The sequence below is a fragment of the Pseudomonas syringae group sp. J309-1 genome (assembly GCF_032582135.1).
Taxonomy (GTDB): Bacteria; Pseudomonadota; Gammaproteobacteria; order Pseudomonadales; family Pseudomonadaceae; genus Aquipseudomonas; species Aquipseudomonas quasicaspiana.
The window spans coordinates 1-17,687 of sequence record NZ_JAWHNU010000018.1; the positions used below are offsets into that span (position 1 = coordinate 1).

Genomic DNA, 17,687 nt, shown 5'->3' on the forward strand with positions numbered 1-17,687 from the left:
CGGGCAAGCGCGCTCCTACAGGGTCCGTGTTTGCTGCGCGACAGCGTGGTGTCAGGGACACCGGGGCGACTCCCACAAGATATTGTAGCCAGACATAGAATCTCCTACACAAGTCTGGCATCAGCTTCAGATTTTCTTGCGATACCCCTCAACAATCGCCGAGAAGTCCTTGCCGCCCTCGCCGCGCAGGCTCATCGCCTGATAAAGCTGCTGCGCCACTGCGCCAAGGATTACCGGTTGATGGGCGACGCGTGCCGCTTCGGTTGCCAGGCCCAGATCCTTGAGCATCAGCTCCGCACCAAAACCGCCGGTATAACCTCGGGAAGCAGGCGCGGTGTCGACGATGCCTGGCCATGGGTTGTACATCTCTGAACTCCAGCAGCGACCTGTCGAGGTGTTGATGATTTTCGCCAACACTTCGGTGTCGATGCCCAGCGAATCGCCCAATGCCATGGCTTCAGCAACGCCGATCATGGTGATGCCCAGCAGCATGTTGTTGCAGATTTTGGCGATCTGCCCGGTGCCGATGTCACCGCAGTGGACGATGTTCTTGCCCATCTGTGTCAGCACCGGCTTGAGCGTTTCGAAATGCTCGTGGCTGGCTCCGACCATGAAGGTCAATGTGCCCGCCTGCGCGCCTCCGGTACCGCCCGATACCGGCGCATCACCGAGGCTGACGCCCTGCTTCGCCGCGATAGCCGCAACGTCGCGAATGGTCTGCGGATCAATGGTGCTGCAGTCCACAGCCGGTACACCGGGACCGATGCCTGCGAGCACGCCGTCTTCGTTCAGGTACACGCTGCGCACATGGGCCGCGGCGGGCAGCATGGTAATGACCAGCTCAGCGCCCTGAGCGGCATGTTTCGGCGATTCGCTGATGCGCCCGCCCAATGCAGCCAGCTCATTGAGGATGGTGGTGTTAAGGTCGAACAGATGCAGATGATGCCCGGCCTTGAGCAGATTACGGGCCATGGGCGCGCCCATGTTACCCAGGCCGATGAATGCGATTTTCATTGTTGTTCTCCTGATTCCGAAATCACCCGGATCTCATGTGGGAGCGGTGCTTGCCCGCGATAAGGGCGACGCGGTTTAAAAGGGAATTGCGGTGCCCTTATCGCGAGCAAGCTCAGCTCCCACAGAGTTGTCCTTCTACTTCAGGTTTATGGTGGTATTCACCCCGTCATTCACACTGTCATCGTCAAACCAGCGACTGGTGACAGTCTTGGTCTGAGTGTAGAACTGCACCACCTGTTTGCCGTACGGGCCGAGGTCGCCGAGTTTGGAACCGCGTGAACCGGTGAAACTGAAGAACGGCACGGGCACCGGAATCGGGATGTTGATCCCCACCTGCCCAACGTCGATCTCACTCTGAAACTTGCGCGCCGCCGCGCCGCTCTGGGTGAACAGGCCGGTGCCATTGCCAAAGGGGTTAGCGTTGACCAGCGCGATGGCCTGATCCAGCGTGTCGACCTCCAGCACCACCAGCACCGGACCGAAGATTTCCTGGGTGTAGATCTGCATCTCAGTAGTGACACCAGAGAACAGCGTCGGCCCGACAAAGTTACCGTCCTCAAAACCCGGCACCTTAATGTCGCGGCCGTCCAGTTCGAGCTTCGCCCCTTCGCGCACGCCACTTTCGATCAGGTCCAGAATCCGCTGTTTGGCGCGCCTGGAAATCACCGGCCCAACATCGGTGCCCGCCTCGCTACCGGCGTTAACCTTGAGTTGCTGCGCCAGGGCTTTGAGGTCCGGCAGCCATTGCTTCGCCGCGCCGACCAATACCACCACCGAAGTGGCCATACAGCGTTGACCGGCAGCACCGAACCCGGCACCGACCAGGGCATTCAGCGTTTGTTGACGATTGGCGTCAGGCAGCACCACTGCGTGATTCTTGGCCCCCATCATCGACTGCACGCGCTTGCCGTGTTGACCGGCCAGGTTGTAGACATGGGTGCCGACGGCGGTAGAACCCACAAAGGAAACAGCTTTGATGTCCTTGTGAGTGCAAATGGCATCAACCACCTCTTTACCGCCATGCACCACGTTAAGCACACCCGGCGGAACACCCGCATCTACAGCGAGCTCGACCAGCAACATGGTCGACATCGGGTCCTGCTCGGAGGGCTTGAGCACGAAGGTGTTACCGCAGGCGATGGCCATCGGGAACATCCACAACGGGATCATTGCCGGGAAATTGAACGGTGTGATGCCCGCGCAGACGCCCAAGGGCTGGCGCAAGGTGTAGGTGTCAACACCGCCTGCGACGTTCTCGGAGAACTCGCCCATTTGCAGGCTACCGATGGAGCAGGCGTGTTCAACCACTTCCAGGCCGCGAAAGATATCGCCCTCCGCATCGGCGATGGTCTTGCCCTGTTCGGCGCTGAGCACTGCCGCAATGCGCGACGAGTGTTCACGAATCAACGCCTGCAACTTGAGCATGATGCGCATCCGCGCACCAATCGGCGTATGACGCCAGCTCTGAAAAGCCTTCTGCGCGGCGGCCACTGCGGCATCCACTTCACCGGTCGTGGCAAACGGCACTTGAGCCAGCACGTGCTGGGTTGCCGGGTTGATGATGTCGTGCCATTCGGTGCTTTGCGATTCAACCCATTCGCCATTGATCAGCAGCTTGACTCGATCCACGGTGTTGTTCTTGTTGTTCGGGGAAGCGTTCATGAAAATCTCCTAATCAAACAGTTATTCAGGACTCGCTCAGGACACCCTGTGTCGAGGCGGATCGCGCTTCATTAGCGCGGTGCAGAACAACGCCACAACGCCCATACCCACCAGATAAACAATCACGTAATGCGGGCTGCCATCGGCATAGGCCAGTAGCTTGGTGGCGATCATCGGTGCGAATCCGCCGCCCAATACACCCGCCAGTTGCACCGATACCGAAATGCCGCTGTAGCGAATTTCTGCCGGGAACTGTCGGGCGAACAGCAATGATTCAGGGGCATAAAGAATCGGGAACACCACACCCACCGCCAGCACCATCGCCCACCAGACCAACAGCGGTTCGCGGGTGCCGAGCATCGCGAAGAACGGATAGGCAAACGCGCACAGCAGCAATAAACCGGCGAAGTACAACCGGCGCTGGCCGACCTTGTCCGAGAGGTAGCCGCAAAACGGCATGGTGATCAGTGACAGCGCTGCACCCGCAGTAATCGCGTTGAGGACGTCGGCACGAGGGATCTGCAATTGATTCGCGGCATACGCCAGGGCGAAGGTCACTGACATGTAGAACCAGGCGTTCTCGGCAGTCCGTGCGCCGATGATCGTCAGGGTTTCCCGCGGGTGTTCACGCAGCACCTTGAGCAGCGGCACCTTGACTGCAATTTTGTCTTTCTTGAGCTTTTCGAAGTCCGGCGACTCCGGCACTTTCAGACGGATCAGCCATCCCACGCCCAGCAGCACGATGCTGGCAATGAACGGCAGCCGCCAGCCCCAGCTGAGCATGTCTTCTTCGGGCAATTTGGCGACCATGCCCATGGCCAGCGTTGCCAATACAAGGCCTGCACCAACACCGGTTTGCGGCAAACTGCCGTAGAAGCCTTTTTTGCCTTCAGGCGCATGTTCGACGGCCATCAACACCGCACCGCCCCACTCGCCTCCCACCGCCATGCCTTGCAGAAAGCGCATGACCACCAGAATCAGCGCCGCCCAATAGCCGATCTGTTCATAGGTGGGGATCAGGCCGATGATGATCGTCGGAATACCCATCATCATCAGGGTCATCAGCAGCATGGATTTGCGCCCGATGCGGTCGCCGAAATGCCCGAATATGATCCCGCCTAGTGGCCGCCCGAGAAAGCCCACAGCGTAGGTGGCAAATGCCGCCAAAACGCCGCTGATCGGGTCCAGTGCAGGGAAAAAGATTTTGTTGAAGATCAGCGCGGCAGCCGTGCCGTACAAGAAAAAGTCGTACCACTCGATGGTCGTGCCCGCCATGCTCGCGGCACCGGCAAGGCGATAGGATCTGGCTTTTTTCGCGGGCCCGGCATCGAGTGCGCCAGCGTCCGCCGTGAGTGCGTCCTTCATAAACTCCTCCGCTTATTTATTGTTGTGCAGGGTGTTATGTCGTGGGGGTGTTGCCTGGGGTTGCAGGGTGACGCTCTAAGGCAATTCAATCCTCGTGTTCCGAAATCCATTCCCTGTAGGAGCTGCCGAAGGCTGCGAGACGTAAAGCCTGACACACCGCCATCGCAGCCTTCGGCAGCTCCTACAGATTCATTCCAACAGGCTCTGTGTTTACCGGCTGCATCGGAGTATAGATGTGCAAACTTCTAACAAGAACGCACATAAAAGCAGGACCAACATGCAAAAAAACATCACCTCCCTGAGCAGTCTGAACTGGGATGACCTGAAGTTTTTCCTTGAGGTGGCCCGTACCCGCAAAGCAAGCAGTGCTGCCAAACGCCTCGCAGTGGATTACACAACGGTGTCGCGGCGAATCACGTCGCTGGAGAATTCGCTGGGGACGCTGCTGTTCGAAAAGTCTCGCGGTAACGGTTTCGTACTGACCGCCGAGGGCCAGCGATTGCTGGGCTACGCGGAATCCATTGAAAGTACGTTGCATTTGGCCTGCGAGCAGGTTTCGGGCTCAGGCCTGGCATTGTCCGGGCACATCCGCATCGGCTGTACCGAGGGCTTCGGCAGTTTTTTCATTACGCCGCAGCTTAGCCATTTCCTGGATGACTACCCCGACATCTCGGTGGATATCCTGCCGCTGCCGCACTTCATCAGCCTGTCCAAACGCGAAGCCGATATCGTCATTGCCCTGGAGCGACCGGAGCATGGGCCTTATGTTTGCTGCAAATTGTGCGATTACAACCTGCGCCTGTACGCGACTCAGGAATACCTGGACAGCCACACACCGCTCAACAGCACGGCGGATCTGGCCGAGCATACTTTCATCAGTTACGTAGACGATCTGGCCTTCAGCTCGGAGCTGCTTTACCTCAGCAACCTGCTCCCCGGCGCTCAGGCTCAGTTACGCAGTACCAGCGTCATCGCCCAATACCTCGCTGCGCTGCAAGGCCGTGCGGTGGCGATTTTGCCGTGTTTTCTTGCTGCCCAGGATTCGCGGTTGATACCGGTACTGGCAGAGGAAGTGAACATCACCCGGCACTTCTGGATGTACTGCAGGGAGGATCTGCGCAAGCTCAAGCGGATTACAGTGCTGTGGGATTACATTCGGGAAGTGACGGAGTTGAATCAGGGGTTGCTGCTGGGGCGGTCGCGGGAAGTGATGTTTGCAGAATAGTCATGTCCACCGAATACCCGTAGGAGCTGCCGAAGGCTGCGAAGCATTTACTCCTGACACGCCGCCATCGCAGCCTTCGGCAGCTCCTACAGAGGCTTTTGAATCAGGAACTAGGCCGCAGAAACCTGCTCATGCTCGAACCACCCTCCAATCTCCTCCAGCGGTATCGGTCGCGAAAACAGGTAGCCCTGTGCGGACATGCAGCCAAGGCTCCTCAGTGCGCCCAGTTCTGCTGTCGTTTCAACCCCTTCGACGATGCATTCAAGCTGCATGTCCTGGCACAACGCAACCAAGGATTTGACGATTTTGAAGCTCGCAGGGTTGAGGTGGATGTCGGTCACAAACGTACGGTCAACTTTGAGCTTGGTCAGTGACAGCGCATGAATCTGGCTCAGGCTTGAGTACCCGGTGCCGAAGTCATCCAGGGAAATACCACAGCCTAGACTGCGGAACAACCCGATGGCCCGCTGGGTCTGGGCAAGGTCCTGAATCACCGCGGTTTCAGTAATTTCCAGATCCAGACACGACGGATCGAACGCGCTGTCTTTGATGGCCTGGACAATAACCTGAGCAGCCTCTTCCGACCCGCAATCATGGGCGGAAAGGTTGAACGAAAGGCGAATACCGGCAGGCCAGGACGATGCCGCCTCCAGCGCCTTGCTCAACAGTGGCACGGTCAAGCGGTTAACCATGCCGATACGTTCGGCGATGGGAATGAACTCACTGGGCGGCACATTCCCCAACTCAGGACTCCGCCAACGAGCCAGTGCCTCGAACGCGACGGTTCGCTGGCTATGAATATCGACGATGGGCTGGAACACCACGTGAAACTCTTCATTCAGGTTCGCCCTGCGCAGCGCTTGTTCGGTCAAACCCTGCTGACTCAGTTGCTGACGATGTACACCGGAGAACATGCACACCGTGCCCGGTCGGTTGCGCTTGCTTTGGTAAAGCGCGTAGTCAGCGTATTCGTAAACTTCGGTTTCGCTGACGGCCAGGTCGGGAAAGGTCGCGATGCCCATCGAAGCGCTGATCTGGATCGGAATATCCACCAGCAGAAAAGGCTCACGCATCCGTGCACAGATCAGCTCACCGAAAGCGCGCAACTGCTCGTCGCTTTTGGCATCGGTCATGATCAACGCAAATTCGTCTCCGCCCAGTCGAGCCAGATGTACGCCATCGTTCAATAAGCCCGTCAAACGTTGGCCCACTTGATACAGCAGCTTGTCGCCAATGCTGTGGCCGTAGAGATCATTGACCGGTTTGAAGCCGTCCAGGTCGATCAAGCCGACCGCCAGGCGCGCATCCTGTACCCGAGCGTCTTCAAGCAAGATGTCGAGCAAAGAAAAAAACTGTCGACGATTGGCCAGGCCGGTCAGGCTGTCCATATTGGCAAGGCGGCGGTTCTCGTTACTGAGCCTTTCAGTGCTGGCCTGCATGTTGACCAGTCGCTTGAAGTCGCCGTACTGGGCCTTGAGGATCACGAGCATCGCGATGGAAACCAGCACGACATCAATCGCGGTCGCAATAAATGTGATGTTGTTGGTCGAGGCGAAGAACACCACGAACGCCGTATTGACCACGACCGTGGTTGCCAGCGCCGCAGGAAGCAAATGCATCATGCAGAAGATGCAGGCGATGACCGTAATCGCCATGAAGAAGGCGACATGAGCCTGACCGTAGCTGTCGCCATAAGGAAACAGCGCCAGCGACCAGGCTGTAAAGCCCGCAGCAACGAGTGGCGCCAGGCGATTTGTGCGTTTCAGGGCGGTCAGCATCTGTGCCGGACTGGCAATGCGTGTGCGCGTACGCCACCACTCCACGGCGCGGATAACACCGAATACCGTCATGACCAGCGGGCAATAAACCGCCAGCCAGGCCGGGGCAGCTGAGTAATGAGTACCCGCTAGCACCAGCGTATTGACCAGCAGGATGAAGTACATCATCGGCAGTTGCCGGGACAACGCGATGTATTGGGCTTTGACCAATCCAGGGTTGTCTTGAGGCACAGACATGAGCGCTCGCAAATTGGCGAACAAGGATTTATTCATCAGGCGTGACTCTGAAAGTTCAACCAGTTATAACCGACCAGATATCCCTTCCAGTTTTGGTCAAGTACATCGATAGACCGTGCACTTATCTATTCGTGTCGGCAGCGCGAGCGGTTTGTGCACGTCTTCCGATGAATGGTGGCATTTTGACTGTAGACCATGATTTTCAAATCAGCACAGACTCAGCCAACCAGGCTTCAAACTCTTCCAGCGGCATCGGTCGGCTAATCAGATAGCCTTGCCCGGTGTCACACCCTGCCTCGCTCAGGAACGCCAGTTGCTCGACGGTTTCGATACCTTCGGCGGTGACGGTGTAGCCCAGCGCATGCCCCAGCTCTATGACGGCCTGAGTGATGGCGACGTAGGCTTTGTCATGAGGCAGACCGGAAATGAACGTGCGGTCTATTTTCAGGTTGTCGATGGGCAAATCTTTCAGGTAAGCCAGAGAGGAATAACCGGTACCAAAATCATCAATGGCTACGCTCAGGCCCATGTTGCGCAGTTGACTCAGCACCGTGTGCGCCAGCTCCTGACGATTCATGATCAGGCTTTCGGTGACCTCTACCTCCAGCGCCCAGGCGGGCAAGTCATAGCGCGCCAGGGCCAGCCGTACGTCCTCGACAAAATCGCTGCGTTCTATTTGCATGACGGCCACGTTGATTGCCACGTGCTGGTTGTACTGCCCGGAGTCGAGCCAGAGCCTCGACTGCCTGCACACCTGGTCGAGCACCCATTGGCCGATCGAGACGATCAACCCTGTGCGCTCAGCCAGCGGGATGAAATCGGCAGGCGACACCAGACCCAGCGTCGGGCTGCGCCAGCGAATCAATGCCTCTGCGCCTTCGACCTTGCCAGTTCTCAGATCGCGCTTGGGCTGGTACCAGACTTCAAATTCATTGCGCTCAAGCGCCTGACGTATCGCTGCCTCCAGCGCCACCCGCGCCTGAATCAGGGTGGTCATATGCGGCTGGTAGAAACAGAAATCGTCACGACCGGCCTCTTTGGCGGCGTACATTGCCGTATCGGCCTGGGTCAGAAGCGCCTGGGCCGTGGTGCCGTTTTCCGGATACATCGTGACGCCGATACTGGCAGTCACTAACGCGGCGGTCCCGTCCAGATCGAATGGCTTGTGCAGCGACTGCAGGATCCTGCCCACCACCGGTACCACGTCCGCCTCGCACTCAAGCCCGTCAAGGATAAAGCCGAACTCGTCGCCACCCAGTCGAGCGACAACATCCCCAAACCTTGCTGCGTCGACGAAGCGGTGGGTGGCCTGCTGCAACAACAGATCGCCCATCGGGTGGCCCAGGCTGTCGTTGACCATCTTGAAGCCATCCAGATCCAGCATCAGCACGGCCATGCAGTTGTTCTGACGTTTGGCCTGCTCGATGCCCTGGATCAGTTGCGTGTGAAACAACACACGGTTAGGCAAGCCGGTCACCGAGTCGAAGTGAGCCAGCCGCTCAAGCCCGCGTTCGGCTTCTCTACGAACCGTAACGTCTCGCACGATCGCGTAAGTCACCAGCTCTTGCGCCAGTTGCATGGTGCACAGCGTCACCTCGGTTGGAAACACGCTGCCATCCACACGTTTGTGATCCCACTCGAAACGCAGCGAGCCCTCACGTTCTACTTCGACTCGAAGCGCTGCGGCTTTGACTACCGAGGACTGCCCGTCAGGCTGGAACTGTGGAGAGATGTCGGCCACGGTGACACTGGGGAACGAGTCACCCTCGAACCCCAAGGCCTTCATTGCGGCAGTGTTACCCAGATTGATCCGCCCATCCTGGCCCCTGATCCAGATGGGGTCCGGTGAACGCTCGAACAACATGCGGAAGCGATCTTCACTTTGTATCAGCGAAGAGGTCACAACTTCCCGCTCGGTAATCTCTTTACACAGCTCGGCGTTTCGCCGCTGAATAAGTCGGTGATTCAGACTGGCCTGCAGAATGAAGAGGCTCAAGAGTATGGACGTCGAAATTGCCAGGAGGAAAAGCGAGGAATCAAGGATTGAACGTTCTACCCAACCGTTTTTGGGCTGGGCCGCCAACTGCCAGCGGCCACCGGGGATACTGACGTCGACCATGATCGGATCGCTGTCGAACAAAGCTGGATCACCATAAATCAACTGACCTGCAGCACCGAGGCCATCGTGGCCGCGCAACGCGATTTGCAGCCCTTCCTCCTCTTCAAGTCCGGCTGCCTTCAGCAAGGCGTCAGTACTGGTGACTACGGAAATAACGCCCCAGTAAGCCTCATGCTCCCGATGTGCAGAGAGGAAAACAGGACGGCGATAGATCAATTCCCTGCCCCCCTGATACAGCGTCAAGGGCCCGGCCAGCAACGCGGCCCCGGTCACGCGGGCTTTTTCTATCAGTGGGTACTGGTTGAGCAGGCTTCGATAGTCCAGGCCGATGATGCCTTCATTGCCTGCCAGGGGGTACGTATCCAGAATCACTTCATCGGGCGCGATGACGATGTTGCGAATGTAAGGCACAGCGTCAATAGCGCTGTGTGCCATACGCCTGAAATGCTGAGGCGAGATACTCCCGTCAATACTGATCAGTTGAGCAATGCCTTCGGTGCCGCTGAACGCAAATCGCACACGCTCCGCCAGTTGCGTGCCGAGACTGCTGAGTTGAAGGGCCAGGCCTGCCCGATCGTTATCACGGTGACGTGCATTATCCAGTGCCCCCAGGCCATAGGATAGAAATGCGCCGATGAGCAGCACCCCGAGAGGTAAAAAGAAGGTGCTATACGAGCCCTTGTCACGGCTCGCTGGTGCCTGGGCTTTACTCACATGCTGCCATCCGGTTGGGTAATTCAAAGAACATTAATACCCGATGCACTATCCGCGCTCGCGCAGGACAGTGGCTGATAGCTCAAGGGCAATGTATCCGTATGAGTGCATATCGTCATCGACCAGAATGACAGATCCTTTAGAGACATTTTCAACTATCAATTTGGACGATGATGGGTAGTAATCGCATTGACTTCTTAATAAATACCAGCGGCGTAGCATTGCCTCCATACCGAGTTAACAACTAACCGATCTGGAGCAACTACCATGAAAACTTCAAACGTGATTTTTGGCTTTACCTTCTCCCTGCTGGCTGCAAGTGCTTTCGCCCTTCCAGCCATAAATGTACAAAACCAGTTGAACGCCCCGATAGTTGCTGAAGGCGGTTCGGATCATGTCGGTGCAAACCGTGTAGCTGCTGACGGTGCTGACCGCGTAGGTGCAAACCGTGTAGCTGCTGATGGTGCTGACCATGTCGGTGCAAATCGCGTCGCTGCTGATGGTGCTGACCATGTCGGTGCAAATCGTGTAGCCGCTGATGGTGCTGACCGCGTAGGTGCAAACCGTGTAGCCGCTGATGGTGCTGACCATGTCGGTGCAAACCGTGTAGCCGCTGACGGTGCTGACCATGTCGGTGCAAATCGTGTAGCTGCTGACGGTGCTGATCGCGTAGGTGCAAATCGCCTAAGCTGATTTCTGATCTGCTTTTCTACAGCCCGGCTTAGTGCCGGGCTTAATTTTGTCCGTAATAAAGTTGTTTCACTCAGCACATATATACAAAGTTATAATCACCCCGTTATTAAACACGATAATTGGATCCAATTATCATTAGCCATTCTCCTCGACAAGTATGACGTCTGATCACAAACCGGCACACTAAAAAGCCTGATCAAACAACTGCTTGAAACTTTGTCCTGCTTTTTGACAGTCGGCCATTAAGGTTCGAAAGTCAGTGCCGATAGGGTGTTGTACAGATGCCCTCGCTGCCTTAAAAAAATAATGCTCCGGCTGTGATTGATCTTCAAAGCAAAAAATTCGTGGAGAAACACAATGAACAGCTGGTTTGCCAACATCAGCGTCAACATGAAGCTCGCCCTTGGTTTTGGGCTGGTGCTTGTTTTTACTGCCATTCTTGCTCTGACTGGCTGGAACAGCCTGAGCAAACTCATCGACCGTAGTAACTGGATGAGTGACATCACCGAACTCAATGCCCAATTGACCAAATTGCGGGTCGCGCGCCTGCAATACATGGTTGCCGACGGCGACGACGCCGTGGCTCAGAGCGTTCAGGTCGCTTTGGACGGCTTCAAGGCACAGCAGGAAAAACTGCTGAAAAGCTTCAAGAGCCCGGAAAACATTGCGCTATTGAAGCAATTGAGCACCGTAATCGCCGAATATGAAAAAGGCCTCGCTGACATGCGCTCTGGCTACAAGGCCAGCAACAGCGCGCGCGATTCAATGGGCGGCCATGCAGACAAAGGCACCGCGCTGATTGATCAGCTTTACGCAGACGTACTGAGCCTCGGCGCAGAAGACGAGCGCCGCTTCGAGCAGTATCAAGCCATCAGCAAGGTCAAACAGGACCTGATGCTGGCGCGTTACGCGACGCGTGGTTACACCGGCAGCACCACTCCGGAGAACGAACAGAAAGCATTGAGCGAGATCGAGAACGCAATCAAAGGCCTGCAGGCTACACAGTCAACATTCAGCGGCGTACAAGCTGACCGCCTTAAACAGCTGGAAGCCGAACTGGGTGAGTACCGCAATTCATTGATGGCCTTCAAGACCACCATTGGCAACCTCGCTGTGCTGCGCAAGAACATGACGACCCAGGGCGCGACCATCGTCAAACTCAGCGATGACATGTACAAAATCCAGCTGGACCGCCGTGACATCGAGAGCGCCGACGCCCGCAATATGCAGCTGATCTGCACCTTGCTTGCACTGGTGCTGGGTGTATTGGCAGCAATTATCATCACCCGTCAGATTACTCGTCCGCTGAGAGACACCCTGGAAGTTGTGGAGCGCATCGGTTCTGGCGATCTGTCGCACACCATGGTGGTGACCCGTCGCGATGAATTGGGCGAGCTGCAACAAGGCATTCAGCGCATGGGCACCACGCTGCGCGACCTGATCGGCAATATTCGTGACAGCGTTGTGCAAATTGCCAGCGCCGCTGAAGAGCTGTCTGCCGTTACTGAACAGACCAGCGCCGGTGTGAACAGCCAGAAGGTCGAGACCGATCAAGTAGCCACCGCGATGCACGAAATGTCGGCCACGGTGCAGGAAGTGGCGCGTAACGCCGAACAGGCCTCTCAAGCAGCATCGGTCGCCGATAAAGAAGCTCGTAACGGTGACAAGGTTGTTGGCGAAGCCATTGTGCAGATCGAGCGTCTGGCAGCTGAAGTGGGCCGCTCCTCCGACGCGATGACCCAGCTTGAACAGGAAAGTGACAAAATCGGCAAGGTCATGGACGTGATCAAGGCCGTTGCCGAACAAACCAACCTGCTGGCGCTCAACGCTGCGATCGAAGCAGCACGTGCCGGTGAAGCCGGACGTGGCTTTGCGGTGGTGGCTGATGAAGTTCGCGGCCTGGCGCAGCGCACTCAGAAGTCCACCGAGGAAATTGAAGCCCTGGTCGCCGGTTTGCAGAACGGCACCCGTCAGGTTTCAAGCATCATGCTCAGCAGCCGTGAGCTGACCGAAAGCAGCGTAACCCTGACTCGTAAGGCTGGTACCTCGCTGGAAAGCATCACCCTGACGGTTTCCAACATTCAGGCGATGAACCAGCAGATCGCCGCAGCCGCTGAAGAGCAAAGTGCAGTGGCCGAGGAAATCAGCCGCAGCATCATCAACGTACGAGATGTTTCCGAGCAGACCGCTTCGGCCAGCGAAGAAACCGCCGCATCCAGCGTTGAACTTGCCCGCCTGGGCAATCAGCTGCAAATGCTGGTCAGCCACTTCAAGGTCTGACCCTCGGCAAGCAGTCGCCACACACCTCAAGCCCGGCTATTTGCCGGGCTTGAGCGTTTCTGAAGTTCATACTTTCGATACGCCCTTTAGATTTGAGAGTGGTCGTGGGACCGGCTTTAGCAGGGAAGAGGCCAACACAGCCACTGGATATCAATTGTCAGAAATTTCTGACTTTCCGATCAAAACCAGCCAGCCGGGTAACAGGCATCACGCCAAGCAGGTAGACAATCGATACTTGCTTGACGCCGCTTGACTCAAGGTACCGGCTCTCCACTCCCTACCGATAGACGCGCATTATTAAGGGCTTTGCCACATAATCGTCGGGCTTTCTCCACTGCAAGGTCTATCTTCACATGCCAAAAATTCTTTCCTGCCTGCTCGGCGCTGTCCTTTCTTTCTCTCCTGTGGCGCTGGTCAGCGCCGCGACGGTAGCCAAGCCAGTTTCTCTGGTCGTCCTCAGTTCCGGCGGCATCATGGGCGCGTTCAACGCGATAAGCAGCGATTATGAGCAGCGCACGGGCGTGCGTCTGGTGGCGGAGGCTGCGCCGTCAATGGGTGCTACGCCCCAAGCGATACCTAACCGCCTGGCTCGCAATGAACCTGCCGACGTTGTTCTCATGGTTGGCTCAGCACTGGATAAACTGATCAAGAACGGCCAGATCGATCCCAAGAGCCGCGTCGATCTGGGGAAATCCTACATTGCCATGGCCGTGCGTCACGGTGCCCCCAAGCCTGATATCAGCACCATGGAAGCCTTCAAGCAGACGCTGGTTGATTCAACCTCCATCGCTTATTCAGACAGTGCCAGCGGCGTTTACCTGTCCCGTGTGCTCTTCAATCAGATGCATATCGGTGAGCTGATGCAGACCAAAAGCCGCATGATTCCTGCTACCCCGGTGGGTGAAGTGGTCGCACGTGGTGAGGCCCAGCTTGGCTTTCAGCAGTTGAGCGAACTCAAGCAGGTTGAAGGCATCGACATCGTTGGTTTGATTCCCGATCAGGCTCAACAAATGACCCTGTATTCAGGCGGGGTTTCTTCGCGCAGTACTCATCCGGAACAGGCTAAACAGCTGCTGGAATACCTGGGCTCGCAGGCTGCAGCTGACGCGATCAAAAAAAGCGGGCTGGATCCCGTGGCGAAGTAACGGCTCATTATTGCCTGAGCTGACGCAATTTGTAGGAGCTGCCTAAGGCTGCGATGACGGCGTGTCAGGGAAAAAACATCGCAGCCTTCGGCAGCTCCTACAAGGATATCGTCAAGCCAAAGACTTAGAGATCGTTCACACCACCAACTCAATCAGCTCGGCCCTTATGCCTTGCTCGTCGATATGCAGCAAAGCGGCTGAAATCGGTAATTTGAAACGCCGAGGGCCAGCGCTGCCCGGGTTGATGAATAACACACCGTCCCGCTGTTCGATCAGCGGTTTGTGAGAGTGCCCCACGACGACGACCCGTATATCGTCCGGTAAGGATTGGGGGACATCAGCCGGAATGTGGGTGACGTATATCCCGATGCCTGCCACGCGCAGCACCGCCGAATAAGGCACGTCGCTGGCCCATGCATCGTCCTGGTCGTTATTGCCGCGTACAACAGTCAGCGGCGCGATGGCGCTCAAGGTTTCCAGAATAGAGGCCTTGCCAATGTCACCGGCATGAATCAGTTGCTCACAGCCTTTGAGTGCGTCCAGAGCCTGCGGGCGCAAAAGGCCGTGCGTATCGGATATCAGGCCAATTTTCATCGTGGATACTCGGTCTTTTTGAAGATGGAAGTACGAGGATATCGATAATCAGCACGACCGCACACCTGCAAAATCCCGAGCTTTGCGCCGCCCGGTCATTCGTCAAACACGTCCGAATGGCTTATTGACAAACATCAGGCGGACTGCAAATATCGCGAAAAGTTGTACGACGACAGATAACAAAAATAACAATAATCAGGGAATCACACGTATGACGAACCTCGTTCGCACCCCGCAATACTCGCGCGTCAAGCGGCCCGTACACTCAGTGTCCAGCGGTAGCTTTTGCTCGCGTTCCCGATCAAGTCCGGGATCCCCCCTCTTTTATCAAATTCGCTGACGGTTAATCCGTTTCGAAGTGAAGACTCGTCTGCAGTAGCGGCCCGAGTCTGAAGCCCCAGCATGGGGGCACCTTGCACTTTTCCACAGGACAGGCCGTTCAAGTGCCGGAGGAGAAGTGCTTTGTCAAAAAAATGGGAGCACTACAATAATGAGATCTAAAAACAAGCGTTCGCTGGCCCTTCTCGGGCTGGGCACCATGAGCCTGACGTTCCCGCTGATGGGCATGGCCGAAGGTTTTGTAGACGACACCAAAGCGACGCTGACTTTTCGTAATGCCTACTTCAACCGTAACTTCGTCGACCCGGCGAATGCACAGAGCAAGGCGGAAGAGTGGACGCAAAGTTTTATTCTTGATGCCAAATCCGGGTTCACTCAAGGCGTAGTTGGTTTCGGGATCGATGTTCTGGGCATGTACTCGGTGAAACTCGATGGCGGCAAAGGCACAGGCGGCACACAACTGCTGCCGATCCACGATGACGGTCGTCCGGCCGATGACTTTGGACGCCTGGGTGTCGCGGCCAAAGCCAAGGTTTCCAAAACTGAATTGAAAGTCGGCGAGTGGATGCCGGTTCTGCCAATCCTGCGCTCGGATGACGGCCGTTCGCTGCCACAGACGTTCCGTGGCGGGCAGATTACCTCCAAAGAACTCGATGGCCTGACCCTGTACGGCGGTCAGTTCAGGGGCAACAGCCCGCGTAACGATGCGAGCATGGAAGACATGTCGCTCAACGGTCGGGGCGCTTTCCAGTCTGACCGCTTCAACTTTGGTGGCGGTGAATACGCCTTCAATGAAAAGCGCACTCAAGTCGGCCTGTGGTACGCCCAACTCGAAGACATCTACAACCAGAAGTTCATCAACGTGCTGCACAGCCAGCCTATTGGTGACGTGACGCTGGGCGCGAACCTGGGTTACTTCTGGGGTAATGAAGACGGCAACAAACTGGCTGGCGATCTGGACAACAAAACCGCATACGCTTTGTTGTCTGCCAAATACAAGGGCAACACCTTGTACGTGGGCCTGCAGAAAGTCAGCGGTGATGACGGCTGGTTCCGGGTCAACGGGACGAGCGGCGGCACGCTGGCAAACGATAGCTACAACGCCAGCTATGACAACGCCAAGGAAAAATCCTGGCAACTGCGTCACGACCTTGACTTCGCCATCTTCGGCGTGCCCGGCATGACTTTGATGAACCGCTACATCAGCGGTGACAACGTCCACACTGGCGCGATCACCGATGGCAAGGAATGGGGTCGCGAATCAGAACTGGCGTACACCGTACAAAGCGGCACGTTCAAGAGCCTGAACTTCCGGTGGCGCAACTCTTCCATCCGTCGCGACTTCAGCACCAACGAGTTCGACGAAAACCGGGTATTCATCAGTTATCCGCTGTCGCTGCTTTAAGCAACAAACTCTACTCCCTGTAGGAGCTGCCGGAGGCTGCGAAGCATTTGTTCTGACACACCGCCATCGCAGCCTTCGGCAGCTCCTACAAGTATCCTGTTGGCCGGGCGACTGTGGTGTGTCAGAGATACAAGACGATCCCGGCGGTCGTTCGTCTTCGTTTCGCCAACCAGCCATCATTTCGACCTAAGTCGCGTTGACAAAGCCATACACGACTGCAAATAATCACCGGAAGTCATACGACAACAGATGACAACTAATAAGAATTGCAAGGGAATCTCATGACAACGACTCATACCGCCCAAACTCCCTTCAATCGCCTGCTACTGACAGGTGCAGCAGGCGGTCTGGGCAAGGTTCTGCGACAAAGTCTGCGGCCTTACGCCAAGGTCCTGCGACTGTCCGATATCAGCGAAATGGCCCCCGCCGTTGACGCCAGCGAAGAAGTACAACACTGCGATCTCTCCGACAAGCAAGCCGTTCATCAACTGGTTGAAGGTGTAGACGCAATCCTGCATTTCGGCGGCGTCTCGGTAGAGCGTCCGTTTGAAGAGATCCTCGGTGCGAATATCAGCGGTGTCTTCCATATCTACGAAGCCGCCCGTCGCCACGGCGTGAAGCGTATTATTTTCGCCAGCTCCAACCATGTCATTGGTTTCTACAAGCAGGATGAGACCATCGACGCGCTCTCCCCTCGCCGTCCGGACAGTTACTACGGTCTGTCCAAATCATACGGCGAGGACATGGCCAGCTTCTATTTCGACCGCTACGGCATCGAAACCGTGAGCATCCGCATTGGCTCGTCGTTCCCGGAACCGCAAAACCGCCGAATGATGAGCACCTGGCTAAGCTTCGACGACCTGACGCAACTCATCGAGCGCTCGCTGTATGCGCCGAACGTCGGCCACACCATCGTCTATGGTGCTTCCGCCAACAGCAACGTGTGGTGGGATAACCGTTACGCAGCCCACCTCGGCTACCACCCCAAGGACAGCTCGGAAGTTTTCCGGGACAAGGTTGAAGCGCAGCCGATGCCTGCTGCTGACGACCCGGCGATGGTTTATCAGGGTGGCGCCTTCGTTGCATCAGGCCCCTTCGGCGACGACTGAGAACCGAT

At 56.6% G+C, this 17,687-nt stretch carries 12 protein-coding genes and 1 pseudogene; 7 read left to right on the plus strand and 6 right to left on the minus strand.

Going from position 1 to position 17,687, the window contains the following annotated elements; genetic code table 11:
- Nucleotides 1-126: 126 nt before the first annotated feature.
- From mmsB to RX972_RS12310, 3 genes are all read right to left on the minus strand, one after another.
- Complete coding sequence (mmsB, locus tag RX972_RS12300) at nt 127-1,014, minus strand: 3-hydroxyisobutyrate dehydrogenase (protein ID WP_263268760.1); 888 nt, start codon at nt 1,012-1,014, stop codon at nt 127-129.
- A gap of 135 nt (nt 1,015-1,149) precedes the next feature.
- Entirely contained in the window at nt 1,150-2,676 is a 1,527-nt protein-coding gene (locus tag RX972_RS12305) for a CoA-acylating methylmalonate-semialdehyde dehydrogenase (protein ID WP_231676889.1), read from the minus strand.
- A gap of 36 nt (nt 2,677-2,712) precedes the next feature.
- A complete protein-coding gene (locus tag RX972_RS12310) occupies nt 2,713-4,041 on the minus strand; it encodes an MFS transporter (protein WP_099269026.1) in 1,329 nt (442 codons plus the stop codon).
- 277 nt (nt 4,042-4,318) lie between these two features.
- Between RX972_RS12310 and RX972_RS12315 the strand changes: the two genes are divergently transcribed.
- Nucleotides 4,319-5,266, plus strand: a complete 948-nt coding sequence (locus RX972_RS12315) for a LysR family transcriptional regulator (RefSeq protein ID WP_099269025.1) — start codon at nt 4,319-4,321, stop codon at nt 5,264-5,266.
- 110 nt (nt 5,267-5,376) lie between these two features.
- On the opposite strand, the gene RX972_RS12320 is transcribed toward RX972_RS12315, so the two are convergent.
- Nucleotides 5,377-7,317, minus strand: a complete 1,941-nt coding sequence (locus tag RX972_RS12320) for a putative bifunctional diguanylate cyclase/phosphodiesterase (protein ID WP_410478226.1) — start codon at nt 7,315-7,317, stop codon at nt 5,377-5,379.
- Nucleotides 7,318-7,483: 166 nt separating this feature from the next.
- Nucleotides 7,484-10,114, minus strand: coding sequence for an EAL domain-containing protein (locus RX972_RS12325; protein WP_316875679.1), 2,631 nt, complete (start codon nt 10,112-10,114; stop codon nt 7,484-7,486).
- Nucleotides 10,115-10,381: 267 nt separating this feature from the next.
- Here RX972_RS12325 and RX972_RS12330 point away from each other — a divergent pair, with 267 nt between their 5' ends.
- From RX972_RS12330 to RX972_RS12340, 4 genes and pseudogenes are all read left to right on the plus strand, one after another.
- A complete protein-coding gene (locus RX972_RS12330; RefSeq protein WP_316875681.1) occupies nt 10,382-10,807 on the plus strand; it encodes a hypothetical protein in 426 nt (141 codons plus the stop codon).
- 492 nt (nt 10,808-11,299) lie between these two features.
- A pseudogene (locus tag RX972_RS29505) lies at nt 11,300-12,184 on the plus strand (methyl-accepting chemotaxis protein); the annotation flags it as partial.
- 198 nt (nt 12,185-12,382) lie between these two features.
- The gene (locus RX972_RS29510) at nt 12,383-13,087 is read left to right on the plus strand and encodes a methyl-accepting chemotaxis protein (RefSeq protein ID WP_410478228.1); all 705 of its coding nucleotides are present in this window, start codon (nt 12,383-12,385) and stop codon (nt 13,085-13,087) included.
- Nucleotides 13,088-13,440: 353 nt separating this feature from the next.
- Nucleotides 13,441-14,232 carry a substrate-binding domain-containing protein gene (locus tag RX972_RS12340; protein WP_255885599.1) on the plus strand — a complete coding sequence of 264 codons (792 nt, stop codon included), beginning with the start codon at nt 13,441-13,443 and terminating at the stop codon, nt 14,230-14,232.
- Between the two features lie 135 nt (nt 14,233-14,367).
- On the opposite strand, the gene RX972_RS12345 is transcribed toward RX972_RS12340, so the two are convergent.
- Nucleotides 14,368-14,826 carry a metallophosphoesterase family protein gene (locus RX972_RS12345; protein WP_316875686.1) on the minus strand — a complete coding sequence of 153 codons (459 nt, stop codon included), beginning with the start codon at nt 14,824-14,826 and terminating at the stop codon, nt 14,368-14,370.
- Between the two features lie 490 nt (nt 14,827-15,316).
- On the opposite strand from RX972_RS12345, the gene RX972_RS12350 reads away from it, so the two are divergent.
- Both RX972_RS12350 and RX972_RS12355 read left to right on the plus strand, forming a co-directional pair.
- Nucleotides 15,317-16,570: an OprD family porin gene (locus RX972_RS12350; protein WP_027900142.1), complete on the plus strand. Its 1,254-nt coding sequence runs from the start codon at nt 15,317-15,319 to the stop codon at nt 16,568-16,570.
- A gap of 281 nt (nt 16,571-16,851) precedes the next feature.
- Nucleotides 16,852-17,679, plus strand: a complete 828-nt coding sequence (locus RX972_RS12355) for an NAD-dependent epimerase/dehydratase family protein (protein ID WP_122705403.1) — start codon at nt 16,852-16,854, stop codon at nt 17,677-17,679.
- Nucleotides 17,680-17,687 lie beyond the last annotated feature (8 nt).

Excerpts from the sequence above, each read along its gene's own strand:
- mmsB (WP_263268760.1), bottom strand. The coding sequence starts at position 1,014 with ATGAAAATCGCATTCATCGGCCTGGGTAACATGGGCGCGCCCATGGCC.
- RX972_RS12305 (WP_231676889.1), bottom strand. The coding sequence starts at position 2,676 with ATGAACGCTTCCCCGAACAACAAGAACAACACCGTGGATCGAGTCAAG.
- RX972_RS12310 (WP_099269026.1), bottom strand. The coding sequence starts at position 4,041 with ATGAAGGACGCACTCACGGCGGACGCTGGCGCACTCGATGCCGGGCCC.
- RX972_RS12315 (WP_099269025.1), top strand. The coding sequence starts at position 4,319 with ATGCAAAAAAACATCACCTCCCTGAGCAGTCTGAACTGGGATGACCTG.
- RX972_RS12320 (WP_410478226.1), bottom strand. The coding sequence starts at position 7,317 with ATGAATAAATCCTTGTTCGCCAATTTGCGAGCGCTCATGTCTGTGCCT.
- RX972_RS12330 (WP_316875681.1), top strand. The coding sequence starts at position 10,382 with ATGAAAACTTCAAACGTGATTTTTGGCTTTACCTTCTCCCTGCTGGCT.
- RX972_RS29510 (WP_410478228.1), top strand. The coding sequence starts at position 12,383 with ATGTCGGCCACGGTGCAGGAAGTGGCGCGTAACGCCGAACAGGCCTCT.
- RX972_RS12340 (WP_255885599.1), top strand. The coding sequence starts at position 13,441 with ATGCCAAAAATTCTTTCCTGCCTGCTCGGCGCTGTCCTTTCTTTCTCT.
- RX972_RS12345 (WP_316875686.1), bottom strand. The coding sequence starts at position 14,826 with ATGAAAATTGGCCTGATATCCGATACGCACGGCCTTTTGCGCCCGCAG.
- RX972_RS12350 (WP_027900142.1), top strand. The coding sequence starts at position 15,317 with ATGAGATCTAAAAACAAGCGTTCGCTGGCCCTTCTCGGGCTGGGCACC.
- RX972_RS12355 (WP_122705403.1), top strand. The coding sequence starts at position 16,852 with ATGACAACGACTCATACCGCCCAAACTCCCTTCAATCGCCTGCTACTG.